This window comes from Kamptonema sp. UHCC 0994 (assembly GCF_029167235.1).
Classification (GTDB): Bacteria; Cyanobacteriota; Cyanobacteriia; order Cyanobacteriales; family Microcoleaceae; genus Kamptonema.
In genome coordinates this window covers 12584-29023 of sequence record NZ_JARFTR010000306.1, presented here as the reverse complement: position 1 = coordinate 29023, position 16440 = coordinate 12584, and the positions used below count along the sequence as shown (strand labels likewise).

Genomic DNA, 16440 nt, shown 5'->3' with positions numbered 1-16440 from the left:
CTGTAACGCCGCCATCTTGGCGGTTAACTCACCGCCAAGATGGCGGCGTTACGAATAATTTTAGTCATTTTACATTGACTTAGGATTTAAACTACCGCCAGGATGGCGGCGTTACGGATATTGTCACAAGCACGTTTATGAACTAAACTCAAGAAATCGAGCGTGCCAAAGTAGTCCGCTTTCTGTCAAGCCTTGCGATCGCACTTTTATTTTAACACCATTAGGATTAGCAGCATAGCGTCGCGAAATTTCTACCATTTCTTCCATGCTAAAACCCGTCCCAACTGTTCCCATAGGGACTAATTTACCATCAATTTCTCGTGCAACTTCAATTGCGCTAAATGGTCGCCCTACAACCTTTGTTAAAGTTAACCCTACAATTAATAAATCGAGTTCAAGACAGTATTTAGTTCTCACCATTGGGAAGGTACGGACATCTTTTCCTCCCACATAGCGGCAGTTATGTAGAATCCAAATTTCTCCTTCTCTGTTCTCTGTTTCCTGCTGATGTGCCAGTAAAGCTTTCTCTTCTAAGGTGCGAAAAGTCGGTATAATTTCAAATTCTTGGGAATTAGCAGCCAGCAATTCTCCAATGACAACTCCTGCTGCAATTCGTTCTGATTCTGCAACCTGAGTTAGATCGTTTCCCTTAAAGAAAAGAGATTTGAAAATGCCATATACTACTTGCGGTTGAACAGTAGGAAAACCGCTTTCAATATTGACAGTTGCAGCCTGAGAACCTGTCCGGTGTTCGCTTCCAGTACAGCTTTTATAATATAATTCGCCATCTAAAACAAACGTCCCTAGTTTAGTTGCCGCTTCAAGCAATCTAACCTCAATTTCAATTGATGGCTGTTGGCGCAATCGAGTAGAACGGGATTGATAGTAAATTTTATCTTTAGTGGCAATTACAACTACTCGATTACCATCGCGTTTTGGCTGACCCCAATAGTCCGAATTTTCTATATAATAAGAGCGTTCGCTGGGTGCATCCACTGCCTGCATTGTGACAATTCTTCCGGGTTGTAAATGTGGAGGTAATTCTGGTATAATATCAATATTGTTGACAATTTTTTGGTGTGTTGTAGATTTAGGTTTTTTAGTAATGTTGGAAGCAGAACTATTTTCCAAATTAGAAACAAGCGCTTTTTGTCCTGTCTCCAACTCAAATGCTTTCTGCCAAAATCCAGCCGCCATCTCTGGGTATCCTTCGGATTCTGCACATAGTGCAAAACTAACAACTTTCGCAGTACCTATTCCGCGTCCATAATCGGCTAAATACTGCAAAGCGCCTTGTTCTCCTAATAGGTGTAATCCTCTAGTAACGATGCGGTTGTTCCAGCGTTCTCGAATGTCGGCACTGATTTTCTTTGCGGCTTTTCGCTTTGATTCGATATATTCGGTGTATTCCATATTTAACTCCCTTATTTTCTTAGAGAATTTAGTAACGCCGCCCTCTGGGCGGTAAAGGAACCGCCTAGAAGGCGGCGTTACGGATCTTTTGCGTAAGTAATGTTTAAGCTAAAAGTCCTTTGCGATTCGGCGCGATCGCAAAGGACTTTTGACCAAAGATTAATCAAAGGTTAAATGTGAATACCGCATTCAGTTTTACCAGTACCACGCCAGCGGCCAGCGCGTTCATCTTCACCCTCTGCTACAGGCGTTGTAATTGGTTCATCACCAATGCTGAGATAGCCTTGGTCGTGGAGAGGATTATAAATCACGCCATGTTCCATCACATAAGCCCAAGTTTCCTTGCGCGTCCAAGACGCTATAGGATTAACTTTAAGGCGATTGAGGGAGTCAACTTCAAACACGGGCATATCAGCACGAGTAACTGCTTGATCGCGCCTGCGGCCGGTAATCCAGGCGACAGTATTCAATTCATTGAGACCTCGTTGCAGAGGTTCAATTTTAGTGAGATGGTGGAATTGTGCAATATCGCTGTCCCAAAGAGCTTCGCCATATTTAGCAGCGAAAGCTTCGCGGGAGTTCACATCTAGATTCTGGTAAATTTGGAGATTCAAGTTGTAGGCTGCTTTGGCTTTTGCGACTAACTCCAAAGTTTGGGGGAAGTGGTGCAAAGTCTCTAAAAACATGACCGGTACTGGAACTTGTGGCTTAAGTTCGCGGTAGAGAATATCCGTGATTACCATGTCATCGACATTGAAGGCGCTAGTTTGCACTAATCCTGTGGGGACATTCTCAACGCACCAAGCCAGAATTTCTCTGGGATGGGCTAAATTAAACTTTTGGTTCAGTTCGTCTAGGTCAATGTTGGCAACTGAGATTGGAGATGCTGTAGATTGAGTCATTATGTTGAAATTTAATCAGTCTGTATTTCTACAATATCGGAACTGCGACCCGTTGGTTTAGTAGCGAGTGGCGCATAAAAAAGATGAAAGTAAAAATTCTAGCCGTTAATTCGCGATCGCGCACCAGCCGATACAACTTTACCACCAGCACCTCAAAGCTCAATTGCCAATGGTTCCAACTTCCCCGGCGACGAAAACTCAACCAAATTTTGGGAACAGTTGCTCTGTTTGTTTTTCTGGGGGTCGTAGTTCCGGCTCATGCTAATAGTAAATTAGCGATCGCACCTCTGTTATCAAATCATCAACTTGCGGGAGCAACTCTGCAAGCCGCACGCAAAGATATCGAGCTGCTGGATATTGACGGCTACCGACAAAGGGGGGTTGAGAGATTCTTTAAGGAAGACTACCAAGGTGCGATTGAGGATTTAAACCAAGTGATTCGGCTCGAACCCACTGATGCCGTTGCCTACTTATTTCGGGGGATGAGCCGCCAGCAACTCAAAGATTATCAAGGGGCAATTGAAGATTACAACCAGGTGATTAAACTCGATCCCAACAATATTCTAGTCTATGAGTTTCGGGGGGATCTCCGCTCTCAATTGGAAGAACATCAGGCCGCAATTGAGGATTATAACCAGGTGATTAAGCTCGATCCCAACGATTCTACCGCTTACCTTAAACGAGGCCTGATTCGTGGCATTATCAAAGATTATCAGGGAGCAATTGAAGATTACAACCAGTTGATTAAGCTCGATCCCACAAATTTTATGGCTTACAACAATCGGTGCTACGCTCGCGCTCGTGGACTGGGAGACTACCAGGGAGCGCTCGCAGATTGCAACGAGTCAATTCGTCTCTATCCTGATAGTGCTTATTCCTACGCCAGCCGATGCTATACCCGCGCTGGGTTGGGAGACAAAAAAGCTCTTGAGGACTGCGATCGCGCCCTGGAAATCGATCCTGGGTATGCTGGGGGCTATGAAGACAGGGGGCTTGCTCGTTCTGCTTTGGGAGATAAACCCGGAGCGATCGCAGATTTGGAACAAGCTGCAAAACTCTATCAGGAACAGGAGAGAATGTTTGATTACAAACAAGTCCAAGAAATACTTAAACAACTTCAACGTTAGTTTGATATCCTCTCGATCGTTTGGCGATTGAAATCGCTACTACACAAACGAAGTCCGCCTACGCGGACTAAATAATAAAGGGGTATTTAAGCCTGATTTGGTATAACTCAATCCTTTCTCCTTCCTTCTTATGCGATTAATTTTGTACAGCAAACCTGGTTGCCATTTATGCGAAGGGTTGCAAGAAAAACTAGAACAAATTCAAAACCTGAAATTTGAACTAGAAGTTCGGGATATCACTACCCGCGAAGATTGGTTTCAAGCTTACCAGTACGAAATCCCACTCCTATTTAGAGCTCAGCCTTCGCATACACATTCCACAGGCGAAGCTGCATCTATCCCAGAACAACTGTTACCTCGGCTTTCCCCCCGTTGCAGTGTCGCGCAATTGGAACAAATGTTACAGAAATATTTACACATTCCCGATGCAGAATAAACGCAATATCCAGATGTGAGGAGTTTTTGACTTATGAAACTTAAAGAATTATTAGCAACAGTTCCGAATATTTCCCTTTCTATCTCTCATCCCGCTCTCGACTCCGAGGTAAAGGGTTTGGCGACTAATTCCCATGCTTGTCAACCGGGGGATTTATTTTTAGGAATGCCAGGGACACGGGTAGACGGAGGAGATTTTTGGCAAGGTGCGATCGCCGCTGGTGCGATCGCCGCCGTAGTTTCCCCTCAAGCAGCAGAGAAAGCGGCGGAGCGGGGGAGTGAGGAGGAGGTTCCTTGTATTATCCCCGTCGCCGACATGACACAAGCTTGCGCCCACATAGCTACTGCTTTTTATGGCTACCCTGGAAATAAACTCAAACTTGTTGGCGTTACTGGTACTAATGGCAAAACTACAACTACTCATTTAATCGAATATTTACTTAGCAAAACGGAGTTACCAGTCGCACTTTTCGGCACGCTTTACACCCGTTGGCCGGGATTTCAAGAAACAGCAATTCATACTACTCCTTTTGCCGTTGAACTGCAAAAACAGCTAGCAGAATCAGTAGAAGCTGGCTCTAAGTTCGGGATAATGGAAGTTAGTTCTCATGCTTTAGCACAAAGTCGAGTGCTTGGTTGTCCCTTTGAGGTGGCGGTGTTTACAAATTTAACTCAAGATCACCTTGACTATCACCGCGATATGGAGGATTACTTTAATGCTAAAGCCCTGTTGTTTAGTTCCAATTATCTCAAAGGTCGCGCTATTGTCAACGCTGATGATGTCTACGGGCGGCGGATTATTGACACATTAAACTCAGAACAAGTTTGGAGTTACAGCACTAACGATAGTAAAGCAGATTTATGGGCTTCTGACTTAAAATATGAGCCCAATGGTGTGAAAGGAATACTGCATACTCCCAAGGGTGAGGCTGATTTTTACTTGCCATTGGTAGGTCAGTATAACTTATCAAATTTACTGGCTGCTGTCGGTGCGGGTTTACATTTAGGTTTAGATTTGAGCGCGATTGTACTCAATTTACCAGAATTTCCAGGCGTACCAGGGCGGGTAGAAAAGGTACAAATTAGCCCCGATCAAGATATTAGCGTGATTGTAGATTATGCCCATACTCCCGACAGCTTAGAAAACTTGCTGAAGGCATCTCGGCCGTTTATTCCGGGGCGGATGATTTGCGTGTTTGGATGCGGTGGCGATCGCGATCGTACCAAGCGCCCGAAAATGGGTAAAATAGTAGCAGAATTGGCAGATGTAACTGTTGTCACCTCTGACAATCCCCGCACTGAAGACCCAGAGAGAATTTTGCAAGATGTTTTGACAGGAATAGCCCCCGAAGTTAAGCCAATAGTTATTGGCGATCGCGCTCAAGCAATTCACACAGCTATTCTCGAAGCCAAACCTGGAGATGGCGTATTAATTGCAGGGAAAGGTCACGAAGATTATCAAATTCTCGGCACAGAAAAAATCCATTTCGACGACAGAGAACAAGCGCGAGATGCGCTGAAAGAAAGAATGAAATGATATCTTGCCCGGAGGCTAAAATTATGATATAATCTTAGCCTTCACTGCCATCTGCTTTTATCTGCGGTAACAAAAAAGATCATGGAACCACACACAATCTTTTTACCCCCAAGGCTAGAACTGAAAATCGACTTAACAGAAGAACAATTTTGGAACCTCTGCCATGAAAACAGCGATTTGAGATTTGAGCGTACCGCCAAGGGAGAACTAATTATCATGCCACCAACAGGAAGTATAACTGGCGAAAGAAATGCTGACCTTAATTATCAGGTAAAAGCCTGGAGCCGCCAGAATAACTTAGGCAAAGTTTTTGACTCAAGTTCTTGTTTCAGACTACCAAACGGTGCAGAGCGATCGCCTGATGCCTCCTGGGTGAAACTAGAGCGATGGGAAGCATTAACGCCAGAAGAACAAAATTCATTTGCGCCACTGTGCCCTGATTTTGTCGTTGAGTTAATGTCCCCCAGCGATACTTTAGCAAAAACACGCGAAAAACTGAGAGAATACATAGAAAATGGCGCACAATTGGGCTGGATAATTAACCGCAAAAAGCGACAAGTAGAAATTTATCGACCCAACCAAGAGCCAGAAATTCTCGAAAATCCGGCTACAGTTTCAGGAGAAGAGGTTTTGCCAGAATTTAGTTTAGATTTAGCAACAATTTGGTAACTTTACTTAACCATAAATCTACAACATTTTCACCGAACTTGATATAATCCCCCGTAGAATTTGTGCCGTATCATCCAATTGATCGAGAACCTGATTAGTTTCCGTTAAGGATTGAACAATTTGCTTTGATGATTCACTTAAATGAGCTATCGACAGACTAATTTGCCCAGCACCCTCAAATTGTTGCTCCATGCTATCACTAACTTCCTCAAAACTTGGTGTAATATTCTGTACTTGCTCGATCACCAAATTAACTTCCCCAGCAATTTTACCAACCTGTTCTAAATGATTGCTAACTTCTTTGCTAAACTTACGCATTTCTATGACACCATCAGAAACAGAAGATTGAATCTCTTTAACCATCAATTGAATTTCCACACTGGCGAAACCCATTTTATCGGCAATTCGGGTAATTTCTTTAGCAACAACTGAAAAACCCAGCCCATTTTGTGCCGCCTTCTCAGCTTCAATAGTTGCATTCAGTGAGATCAACTGCATAACATCCGCCAAATTAGCAATTATCTTCACCACGCTATTGATATTATTAGCTTTTTCCAGCATAACTCCCAGCCTTGCAGAAATCAACTTTGTAGATTGAGCCAATTGACTCATCGCTATTGACATCTCCATCAAGCTTGTTTGACTATTACTACTTAATTTAGCAGTCGCTTGGACTTTCTGAACAATATTTTCCACCTTCTTTACTAACTTCCCAGAAGTATCTGCAATCTCTTGGGCGGTGGAATTCACTTCAGTAGTTGAAGCAGCTTGCGCCGTCACAATCCCTTCTAATTGTTTACTAGCGTCAGCAATTTGGGTAGTAGATAAAGTAATTTTAAGAACCACTTGATTCGCCTCTGAAATTACCAACTTCAGTGGTTCAGTAGTAAGAATACCAACGACAATAGCGATTACCAAGGCCGCCATATTCAACAAAATAGTAGTGCGGGTATTAGCATTAATTTGCCCCATGAAATCCGATTCCGGGATAACTACTACAATTAGCCAATCTAAACCCAATTTATCTCGCCAAGGAATGACTTGAACGAAGGCACGATCGTTAGTCAAGTTGAAATCAAACCGCCGATCGGTGGCGATCTGGCTGAAATCATCAAAACGCTTGACTAAGTTTTGAGCAGTTGCTTGAATTAGTGGATCTTTACTTTCAACTATTTTGAGGCGTTCGGCTTTCTTATTGTTCATTCTATACAGTGTTTCCTTGCTAGAAGTAGCCACAAATAACCCGGAACGCTCGAAAATAAAAACTCTGCCTGCTGGACTCACCTTCAAACTTTCCAGAAAACTATTAATCTGTGTAAGAATCAAATCAATGCCCATGACACATACCAGTTTGCGGTTTTGGTCATAGACTGGATAACTAGAAGAAATGGAAACAATTTCTGGTCTATCGTCCCAGTTATAGATTTCACTCCAGATAGGTTTACCCGCTTTTACCGCATTAGTATACCAACCTTCATTGTTGTAATCATATTCTTCCGTCGCAATCACGCGAATAGGTTTACCCTGATTATCCAACGCATATCGCTTATATTTACGCGGATCGCCAGGGCGTATTAATTCAAGATATAAAGTACCATCATCCTCGCGGCCAATACCAACAAATCCACCTGTTATATCCGCAAAGTTCATATAACCAAGATTCTTGAAAACCTGCATTTGCTTATAAAAATAACGACCGATGCCATCGAGATTTTGCAAGTTCAGATTCCCTAATTCATAGGCATCAACATTGATTTGATTGATTTGAGGCGGAGTGGCTAACAGCCTGTCAAGATGCTCAATAGTACGTAAACTGACTTCGTTTTGTAACTGAGATGCCAGATCGTTGATTGCTTTTTGTCCATTTCTAAATGAAAGATAACCAACCAACCCCACAAAGCTAACAATCTGGACTACAAACGGAACAATCAGAATAACTTGGAGGGGGAATTTTCCTAAGATTCTCGTAAACGAACTTTTTTTAATAGTTGACATATTTGATAATTGTGCAACTATGATATTATAAGCGTCAAAGGTAATCCTTACAAAATAACATAAAATTTACTCACGCTTATGCTGCTGTAACGCCGCTGACAGGGCGATAAAGAAACTGCTCTTTGAGCGGTTATAACACGGCGAGCGAGGGCGACCTTAATGTGAGCGCAAGTCCTAAAAAATAAAACTCTATACTTAAAGTGCTAATCTACAAATCTATTGGTTTTTTCTCGATAAAATCTAATAGGATACGCTGGTGAGGATTTCCAAGCGATCGCACCATTCCCGCTTTCTCTGAAAAATGGCTACCTACCCTAATTTCGTCAGGCGTTAACAATCCCATATCCCAACCTTCTTTTAACTCTAAGTCCTTGACATCTACAGTAAGTTGTGCATAGAAAACATGGCGGATAACAGTTACATCTGTGTAGCAGCCAAACTTGGAAGCAGAAGGAATATCATAACCTATTTCCTCTTGTAATTCCCGTCTTAGGGCAATTTCCGGGGTTTCTCCTGGTTCGATATGTCCGCCAAATAGAGCCCAGCATCCAGGGTAAGCAATTCCGGGAATATCATCTCGTAACTGCAACAGAAGTTTGCCATCCCTGTACAAAATCGCGATCGCAACTTCAACTTGGTTCTTTATCATTGTTGGTTCTTAGTTTAAGCCAGATTTGCGATAACATCCCCAAGCATTAAAAAATGTAACAGAGAACATATTTTTGACAATTACTATAGTTAACTATGGTTGAACCCAAAAAACAGCAACGACGACCCGATAGAAGGTTACGTGCAGATTATGCAACCCTTTAAACTGCCGGATTTTTATATGCCTTGGCCGGCGCGGCTGAACCCAAACCTGGAAACCGCGCGAGTGCATTCCAAGGCCTGGGCCTACGAGATGGGGATACTTGGCTCAGAAGAAAAATCCCAAGACGAACCTATTTGGGACGAACGTACATTCGATGCCCACGACTATGCCTTGCTTTGCTCCTACACCCATCCAGATGCACCGGGCGCAGAACTTGACCTAGTAACCGATTGGTATGTTTGGGTATTCTTCTTCGACGATCACTTCCTTGAAATTTACAAGCGTACCCAAGACATGACTGGGGCAAAGGAGTATCTCCACCGACTGCCCGCATTTATGCCGATACACCCCACCGATACCCCTTCCGTACCCACCAATCCAGTAGAGCGCGGCTTAGCTGACCTGTGGTCTCGCACCGCCTTTACTAAGTCTGTGGACTGGCGGCTGCGGTTCTTCCAGAGTACCAAGAACCTTCTCGAAGAGTCTCTGTGGGAACTCGCCAATATTAACCAAAATCGGGTCGCCAATCCCATCGAGTACATCGAGATGCGCCGTAAGGTTGGCGGCGCACCTTGGTCAGCGGATCTCGTCGAACACGCCGCCTTTGTAGAGGTTCCAGCCCAAATTGCTGCAACTCGCCCAATGCGGGTACTCAAAGACACATTTGCCGATGGAGTTCACCTTCGCAACGACCTTTTCTCCTACCAGAGAGAAGTCGAAGATGAAGGCGAGAACGCCAACTGTATTTTGGTTTTAGAGCGCTTCCTGAATGTGAGCACCCAAGAAGCAGCCAACCTCACCAACGAACTGCTCACCTCGCGGTTATACCAGTTCGATAACACTGCTGTTACTGAATTGCCTCCCCTCTTTGAGGAGCACGGACTAGACCCAGCGGCTCGTGTGAGCGTTCTCCTTTACATCAAAGGACTTCAAGACTGGCAATCGGGCGGTCACGAGTGGCACATGAGGTCTAGCCGCTACATGAACAAAGAAGCGGACAATTCTCAGAAACCGCCGCTATTTCCGGGCGGGCCCACTGGGCTAGGCACATCGGCTGCACGGATTGAATCGTTATACACCACCTTGGGTTTGGGAAGGTTCAAGAGCTTTACTCACGTTCCATACCAGGCTGTAGGGCCAGTGAAACTGCCAAAGTTTTATATGCCCTTCTCTACCAGCTTGAATCCCAATCTGGATGCTGCGCGGAAGCATTCTAAGGAATGGGCGCGGCAAATGGGGATGCTAGAATCCCTACCGGGCATTCCTGATGCCTTCATCTGGAACGACCACAAGTTTGATGTTGCCGATGTCGCCCTATGCGGTGCGTTGATCCATCCGAAGGGGTCTGAGGATGAGCTAAATCTGACAGCGTGCTGGCTGGTGTGGGGAACATACGCTGACGATTACTTCCCAGCAATCTACGGGAATAACCGGGACATAGTTGGTGCGAAAGTGTTCAACGCCCGAATGTCGGCCTTCATGCCTCTCGATGACTCCACACCCCCCGCTATACCGACTAATCCGGTGGAACGGGGCTTGGCAGATATTTGGTCTCGCACTGCTGGCCCCATGTCCCTCACCGCGCGGACTGAGTTCCGCCGCGCGATTCAGGACATGACTGATAGTTGGGTGTGGGAACTGGCCAACCAAATTCAAAATCGGATTCCTGACCCGATAGATTATATCGAAATGCGTCGGAAGACCTTTGGCTCGGATTTGACAATGAGCCTGTCTCGACTAGCCCAGGGCGGCGAGATTCCGATGGAGATTTACTACAGTAGGTCAATGCGATCGCTAGAAAATTCTGCCGCCGATTTTGCCTGTTTTACTAACGATATCTTCTCCTACCAGAAAGAAATCGAATTCGAGGGCGAAATCCATAACCTCGTACTGGTGGTGCAGAATTTCCTCAACTGCGATCTACCCCAAGCTGTCGAGGTAGTAAACAATTTGATGACCGCGCGGGCGCAACAGTTTCAACACATTGTTGATACTGAGTTACCTGCCCTATTCGACGATTTCAATCTGGATGAAAGTACCCGCGAGAAATTACTGGGATACATTGAGAAACTAGAAAATTGGATGTGCGGCGTACTCAAATGGCATATAACGGTAGACCGTTATAAAGAATTTGAATTGCGTAATAGTGCTTCTCCAATTGTGCGGCTGCTCAACGGCCCCACAGGATTTGGCACCTCGGCTGCACGGCTCACATCTTTAGTTGGTGCCAGCAGTTTTTCTGGTAAGATGCCATTGAACAATTCCGACCGTTTGGTAGGAAAATAAGTTTTTATGTTGTGGGTTCTTTTGTCTGCAATCGGTTAAGTAAGACCGATGTAATCTTTTGTTAGTAACTAGAAAATAGAGGATTAATTTGTGACATATTCTAACGATCCGGGTGCAAATGTTGAAGGTCAACAACCCCAATTAAGTTTGGGGACATCCGCCGCCAGAAATTTGGCAACAACCACCAAATCTGCACCCCAGATGCAGGAAATTACATCTCGGTGGTTGTTGAAGTTATTGCCTTGGGTACAGACCAAGGGTGGTGTGTATCGCGTCAACCGTCGGTTGAGTTATACCGTAGGTGATGGAAAAGTCACTTTCACCAACACTGGCGCGACGGTGCGGGTGATTCCCCACGAACTTACTGAGTTACCCTTGCTGAGAGGGTTTGACAACATTGATGTGTTGACTGCATTGGCAAACCAGTTTGTGCAGCAAGAGTACGCCGCTGGCGACATGATCGTTGAGTTTGGTCAATCTGCCGATCGCGTGATCCTAATTGCTCATGGCAAGGTAAACAAAATTAGTGCTGGTAAGTATGGCGAGGAAATCATATTAGATGTGCTCGCCGACGGCGACCATTTCGGCGATGAAACTGTGGTGGAGTCCGAGGACACCTGGCAGTACACGCTCAAGGCTATTACCAGAACCATCGTGTTGTCGCTGCCCCAACAGGTATTTGAGCAGTTGCTTAGTCAGTCTGAGGAATTGAGAACTCATGTTGAGAAGTTCCGCGATCGCCTCAGACAGCCACAAACGGCCCAAGGTGAAGCCTCCATTGAGGTAGCAACGGGTCATCCTGAAGAGACCCCCTTGGCAGGAACCTTCGTTGATTACGACCTTTCCCCTCGCGAATATGAGTTGAGCATCGCTCAAACGGTGTTGCGAGTAAGCACCCGCGTAGCGGATCTCTACAACGAACCGATGAATCAGACCGAACAACAATTGCGGCTGACAGTCGAAGCATTACGGGAACGTCAAGAACACGAGTTGATCAACAACCGGGAATTTGGGTTACTGCACAACGCCGACCTCACACAACGCATCCACAGCCGTAGCGGGACACCTACCCCCGACGACCTAGACGAATTGCTAGCAACGGTATGGAAAGAGCCGGCATTCTTCTTAGCTCACCCCCGCACGATCGCTGCCTTCGGTCGCGAGTGTAACAGCTTGGGTGTCTATCCAACCAGCATAGATATGAACGGCGCTCAAGTGACGGCTTGGCGCGGCGTACCCATATTCCCCTGCAATAAAATTCCCATCAGCAATACCCGCACCAGTTCCATTCTCTTACTCCGCACTGGTTTGGAAAAACAAGGGGTGATTGGTTTACATCAAACTGGTATTCCCGATGAATACCAACCTAGCTTGTCTGTCCGCTTTATGGGCATCAGCGAAAAAGCGATCATCTCCTACTTGATTACTGCTTACTACTCCGCAGCCGTGCTAGTCCCAGACGCACTCGGTATTCTGGAAGATGTCGAAATCGGGCGCTAAACATTCCTGAGAGGTTAAAGCAAGATTTACGTAGGACTCACGTAACGCCGCCTTCTAGGCGGTATCTTACCGCCTAGAAGGCGGCGTTACGGATAATTTTGCGTAAGTCCTAGCTGTTATTGCTTTAACCTCTTAACTCTTTGAGTAGGCACTGCACTTTTGTTAGTAACCAGAGGATGAGGTAATGACGTATTCTAACGATCGCGGTTTAGATGTTGAAGGTCAGCAACCCCAACTGAGTTTGGGTACAGCCGCCGCCAGAAATTTGGCAACAACAACCAAATCTGCACCGCAAATGCAGGAAATTACGCCTCGGTGGTTGTTGAAGATGTTGCCTTGGGTGCAGACAAAGGGTGGCACTTATCGGTTGAACCGTCGGTTAAATTATATGGTGGCTGATAGCAGGCTAACTTTCGCCAACACCGGAACGGTAGTTGAAGTAATTCCCCAAGAACTTTGTCAGTTGCCATTGCTGCGAGGGTTTAACGACACTGGGGTGTTGAGCGCCTTGGCGAGTAGGTTTGTACAACAGGAGTTTGCGCCTGGTGATATCATCGTACAGTCAGGTCAGAGAGCCGATCGCTTGTTCTCGATCGCTCATGGCAAAGTTAATAAAACTGTTGCTGGCAAGTATGGCGAGGAAGCTCTGCTGGATAGGCTGGCGGATGGCGACCATTTCGGCGATCGCGAGTTGGTGCAGCCAGAAAGCACTTGGAAGTTCACAATCAAGGCTGTCACCCGATGCACGGTATTGGCGCTACCGCAACAAGCATTCCGGGAAGTGCTCAACCAGTCAGAGGCATTGCAGGCTCACCTTGAACAGGTGAGGATTAGCGCCCAACAACCACAGAATAAGTATGGGGAAGCTGCGATCGCCTTGTCTGCGAGTCATGTTGGGGAAACCCAGTTACCAGGGACTTTTGTAGATTACGAACTCTCCCCCCGCGAATATCCGTTAAGCATTGCTCAAACTGTATTGCGAATCAATACTCGCGTTTCCGATCTGTATAACGAACCAATGAATCAGACGGAACAACAACTGCGGCTGACGATTGAGGCATTGCGGGAACGGCAAGAATACGACTTGATCAATAATCGTGAATTTGGGTTGCTACACAATGCTGACCTGAAACAGCGGATCTACACCCGCAGCGGCCCCCCTACCCCTGACGATCTGGATGAATTGATTACCCGTCGTCGGAAGTCGAAGTTTTTCCTAGCTCATCCTAAAACTATTGCGGCTTTTAGTCGGGAGTGCAACCGTCTGGGTATCTCAACGGAAAGCATCGATCTGAATGGAAGTAAGGTAATTACTTGGCGCAATGTACCCATTCTTCCCTGTAATAAGATTCCAATTACTAAGAACCAGACCAGTTCTATTCTGATATTGCGGACTGGAGAAGAAGATCAGGGTGTAATCGGACTACACCAAACGGGTATCCCGGACGAATATCAACCGAGTTTGTCGGTGAGATTTATGGGTATTAGCGAACAGGCGATCGCTTCCTACCTAATTACTGCCTACTACTCCGCAGCCGTCTTAGTCCCCGATGCCCTTGGCATTCTCGAAGACGTTGAAATCGGGCGCTAAGCGAGCCCTCTTCCCTCTTCCTTCTTCCCTCTTCCTTCTTCCTTCTTCCTTCTTCCTTCTTCCTACTTCCTTCTTCCTTCTTCCTTCTTCAACCACTAGGCGGAGTGGTTTTTAATTGTTCGATTTCCTCAATATAAACCTCACCTAAATCTTTTGCTGGTAATTCCTTAAACGTAATGCCTTTATAGCGTACCAATCCTTTAATGAAAATTTCCTCTCCTGTTTGCGGTACAGTTTGTTTAGTCACAACCCAAATGTTACCCGTATTATCCTGAAGTTGATATGCACCTGTCCCCAAAAAAGGAGCGCGGCTTTCTACTTTACCCTTCAGGTAAACCTGAGATTCAAGTTGTCGTTTTTGTTGAATGTCAGCAATGCTGTTGGCATTAAAATCCAGAGTTAGGCGAGAGTTAGCCATATTCCCGCAACTGAACAGCCCACTCAGTAGTATCAACGATAGAGGGCTAATACGGAATGCCTGAACCCACATTTGTTTGATTGCGGTAGTCATTGCTCAAAAGTCAGTAGCAGGACATTTATTTAGGACAGACAAAGGACATAATGACCATCTAAAATCTAAAATCGTCAGCCCCTAGCCCATAATTTACGATCATGGATGCCAAAACTACCCACATCTTAGACGGTAAAGCTCTAGCACAAAAGATTCAAGCAGAGCTAATCTCGCGCGTCCATTCCCTACAAAGCCAAAAAGGTCGCCCTCCAGGGCTTGCAGTGTTGATGGTTGGCGAAAACCCGGCGAGTGCTACTTATGTCCGCAACAAAGAACTTGCTTGTGCCAAAGTTGGTATTGCTTCCTTTGGGAAGCACTTTCCGGCTGACACAACTCAGACTGAACTCGAACAAGCGATTCAAACTCTCAATCAAGATGAGAGAGTAGATGGGATTTTAGTGCAGTTGCCTTTACCAGCGCACTTAGACGCGATTTCCCTACTTTACCAAATTGCTCCTGATAAAGATGCTGACGGGCTTCACGCGATGAATCTGGGGCGGTTGGTAAGGGGGGAAGCGGGTTTGCGAAGTTGTACGCCAGCGGGGGTGATGCGATTGTTAAAGGAATATGACATTGATTTGAAGGGAAAACGGGCTGTAGTTTTGGGTCGCAGTATTCTTGTGGGTAAACCGATGGCTTTGATGCTGTTGGAGGCTGACTGTACTGTGACTGTAGCTCATTCGCGATCGCAAAATCTAGAATCTATCACCCGCGAAGCAGATATCTTAATTGCTGCTGTCGGTCGCCCGGAAATAGTTACAGCTAATATGGTTAAACCTGGTGCTGTAGTAGTAGATGTCGGCATGAACCGCGTTGTTAAAGAGGATGGTTCTAGCCGTTTAACGGGAGATGTTGACTTCAATTCTGTACAAGCAGTGGCAGAATTTATTACTCCTGTACCGGGAGGTGTTGGCCCGATGACTGTGGCAATGTTGTTGCAGAATACGGTTTGGAGTTGGGAAAACAATTTAGGTTAGTGGTTAGTTATTTAGTTACAGACATTTCGCCACTCATCCCGACCCCTGAAGGGGTGGGATGAGTGGATGCGGATGCGGCCGCAGTGCCATGTATAGCTAGGGACTAGGGGCGCTTAGGCTAGGGGAAGAAGGGAATAGAATCAATGGTTTCATGAATTCAGAACGTCCTAACGGGACTTAAACAAATTTCTTGCCCAAACAGAGCCTCGGACTAGCTTTATAAGCGGAGAATACGTCCCAATTTTCGTTCAGCCATTTGACAAACCGAAAAGATATTGCTGTCCTCCAGGCTTCAAACGCTTCTGTAAAGGTGTTTAAAGGTTTATTTCATCTTCTGAAGGGTGTTTTCAAGTAAATCAGGATCGTGCCTGAGTTTAGCATGATCGATATCTAAGCTGCAAGACCACCATTCTGGAACTGATGCAGAAGCATGAACATAGCAGTAACAAGAACTACACCATTGCCAAAGCCCTCCACGAGCCACATATTTTCTTGAATCAATTACTATTTCTTGTTTCCGTATTGGGTCGTAGTAACAATGAAGTGTATTTTGTCCGCAAACTGGACAAGATGCAGAAAGGTTAATTCCCTCTTGTGAAGCATAAAAAATCGTTGCCCATTCCTTATAAAGTTCTTCTGGAACATCTTGCCACTTGTCATTAATATTTGCCATTTTATCTATTACC

At 45.5% G+C, this 16440-nt stretch carries 14 protein-coding genes; 8 read left to right on the top strand and 6 right to left on the bottom strand.

Going from position 1 to position 16440, the window contains the following annotated elements:
* Positions 1-135 precede the first annotated feature (135 nt).
* On the bottom strand, positions 136-1413 hold the full coding sequence (locus PY364_RS28205) for an ATP-dependent DNA ligase (RefSeq protein ID WP_275571019.1): 1278 nt from the start codon (positions 1411-1413) through the stop codon (positions 136-138).
* Between the two features lie 170 nt (positions 1414-1583).
* Positions 1584-2315: a phosphoadenosine phosphosulfate reductase gene (gene cysH / locus PY364_RS28200; RefSeq protein WP_275571018.1), complete on the bottom strand. Its 732-nt coding sequence runs from the start codon at positions 2313-2315 to the stop codon at positions 1584-1586.
* An 83-nt stretch (positions 2316-2398) separates the two neighbouring features.
* On the opposite strand from cysH, the gene PY364_RS28195 reads away from it, so the two are divergent.
* The 4 genes from PY364_RS28195 to PY364_RS28180 all read left to right on the top strand — a co-directional run bounded on the left by PY364_RS28195 (position 2399) and on the right by PY364_RS28180 (position 6083).
* Positions 2399-3442, top strand: coding sequence for a tetratricopeptide repeat protein (locus PY364_RS28195; RefSeq protein WP_275571017.1), 1044 nt, complete (start codon positions 2399-2401; stop codon positions 3440-3442).
* Positions 3443-3572: 130 nt separating this feature from the next.
* Complete coding sequence (locus PY364_RS28190; protein ID WP_275571016.1) at positions 3573-3878, top strand: glutaredoxin family protein; 306 nt, start codon at positions 3573-3575, stop codon at positions 3876-3878.
* A gap of 33 nt (positions 3879-3911) precedes the next feature.
* The gene (locus PY364_RS28185; RefSeq protein WP_275571015.1) at positions 3912-5414 is read left to right on the top strand and encodes a UDP-N-acetylmuramoyl-L-alanyl-D-glutamate--2,6-diaminopimelate ligase; all 1503 of its coding nucleotides are present in this window, start codon (positions 3912-3914) and stop codon (positions 5412-5414) included.
* Positions 5415-5495: 81 nt separating this feature from the next.
* Positions 5496-6083: a Uma2 family endonuclease gene (locus PY364_RS28180; protein ID WP_275571014.1), complete on the top strand. Its 588-nt coding sequence runs from the start codon at positions 5496-5498 to the stop codon at positions 6081-6083.
* A gap of 18 nt (positions 6084-6101) precedes the next feature.
* On the opposite strand, the gene PY364_RS28175 is transcribed toward PY364_RS28180, so the two are convergent.
* Complete coding sequence (locus PY364_RS28175) at positions 6102-8078, bottom strand: methyl-accepting chemotaxis protein (protein WP_275571013.1); 1977 nt, start codon at positions 8076-8078, stop codon at positions 6102-6104.
* A gap of 208 nt (positions 8079-8286) precedes the next feature.
* A complete protein-coding gene (locus PY364_RS28170) occupies positions 8287-8727 on the bottom strand; it encodes an NUDIX hydrolase (protein WP_275571012.1) in 441 nt (146 codons plus the stop codon).
* 99 nt (positions 8728-8826) lie between these two features.
* Between PY364_RS28170 and PY364_RS28165 the strand changes: the two genes are divergently transcribed.
* The 3 genes from PY364_RS28165 (at position 8827) to PY364_RS28155 (ending at position 14266) form a co-directional block, all read left to right on the top strand.
* Positions 8827-11175: a family 2 encapsulin nanocompartment cargo protein terpene cyclase gene (locus PY364_RS28165; protein WP_275571011.1), complete on the top strand. Its 2349-nt coding sequence runs from the start codon at positions 8827-8829 to the stop codon at positions 11173-11175.
* Between the two features lie 90 nt (positions 11176-11265).
* Positions 11266-12675 carry a family 2B encapsulin nanocompartment shell protein gene (locus PY364_RS28160; RefSeq protein ID WP_275571010.1) on the top strand — a complete coding sequence of 470 codons (1410 nt, stop codon included), beginning with the start codon at positions 11266-11268 and terminating at the stop codon, positions 12673-12675.
* Between the two features lie 184 nt (positions 12676-12859).
* Positions 12860-14266 (top strand): family 2B encapsulin nanocompartment shell protein, encoded by a 1407-nt coding sequence (locus tag PY364_RS28155; protein WP_275571009.1) that lies wholly within the window; start codon positions 12860-12862, stop codon positions 14264-14266.
* A gap of 88 nt (positions 14267-14354) precedes the next feature.
* On the opposite strand, the gene PY364_RS28150 is transcribed toward PY364_RS28155, so the two are convergent.
* Positions 14355-14684 (bottom strand): DNA-binding protein, encoded by a 330-nt coding sequence (locus PY364_RS28150; RefSeq protein ID WP_275571008.1) that lies wholly within the window; start codon positions 14682-14684, stop codon positions 14355-14357.
* Positions 14685-14878: 194 nt separating this feature from the next.
* Here PY364_RS28150 and folD point away from each other — a divergent pair, with 194 nt between their 5' ends.
* Positions 14879-15754, top strand: coding sequence for a bifunctional methylenetetrahydrofolate dehydrogenase/methenyltetrahydrofolate cyclohydrolase FolD (gene folD, locus PY364_RS28145; RefSeq protein ID WP_275571007.1), 876 nt, complete (start codon positions 14879-14881; stop codon positions 15752-15754).
* Between the two features lie 322 nt (positions 15755-16076).
* Here folD and PY364_RS28140 read toward each other — a convergent pair whose 3' ends face one another.
* Complete coding sequence (locus PY364_RS28140) at positions 16077-16427, bottom strand: hypothetical protein (protein ID WP_275571006.1); 351 nt, start codon at positions 16425-16427, stop codon at positions 16077-16079.
* Positions 16428-16440: the final 13 nt, after the last annotated feature.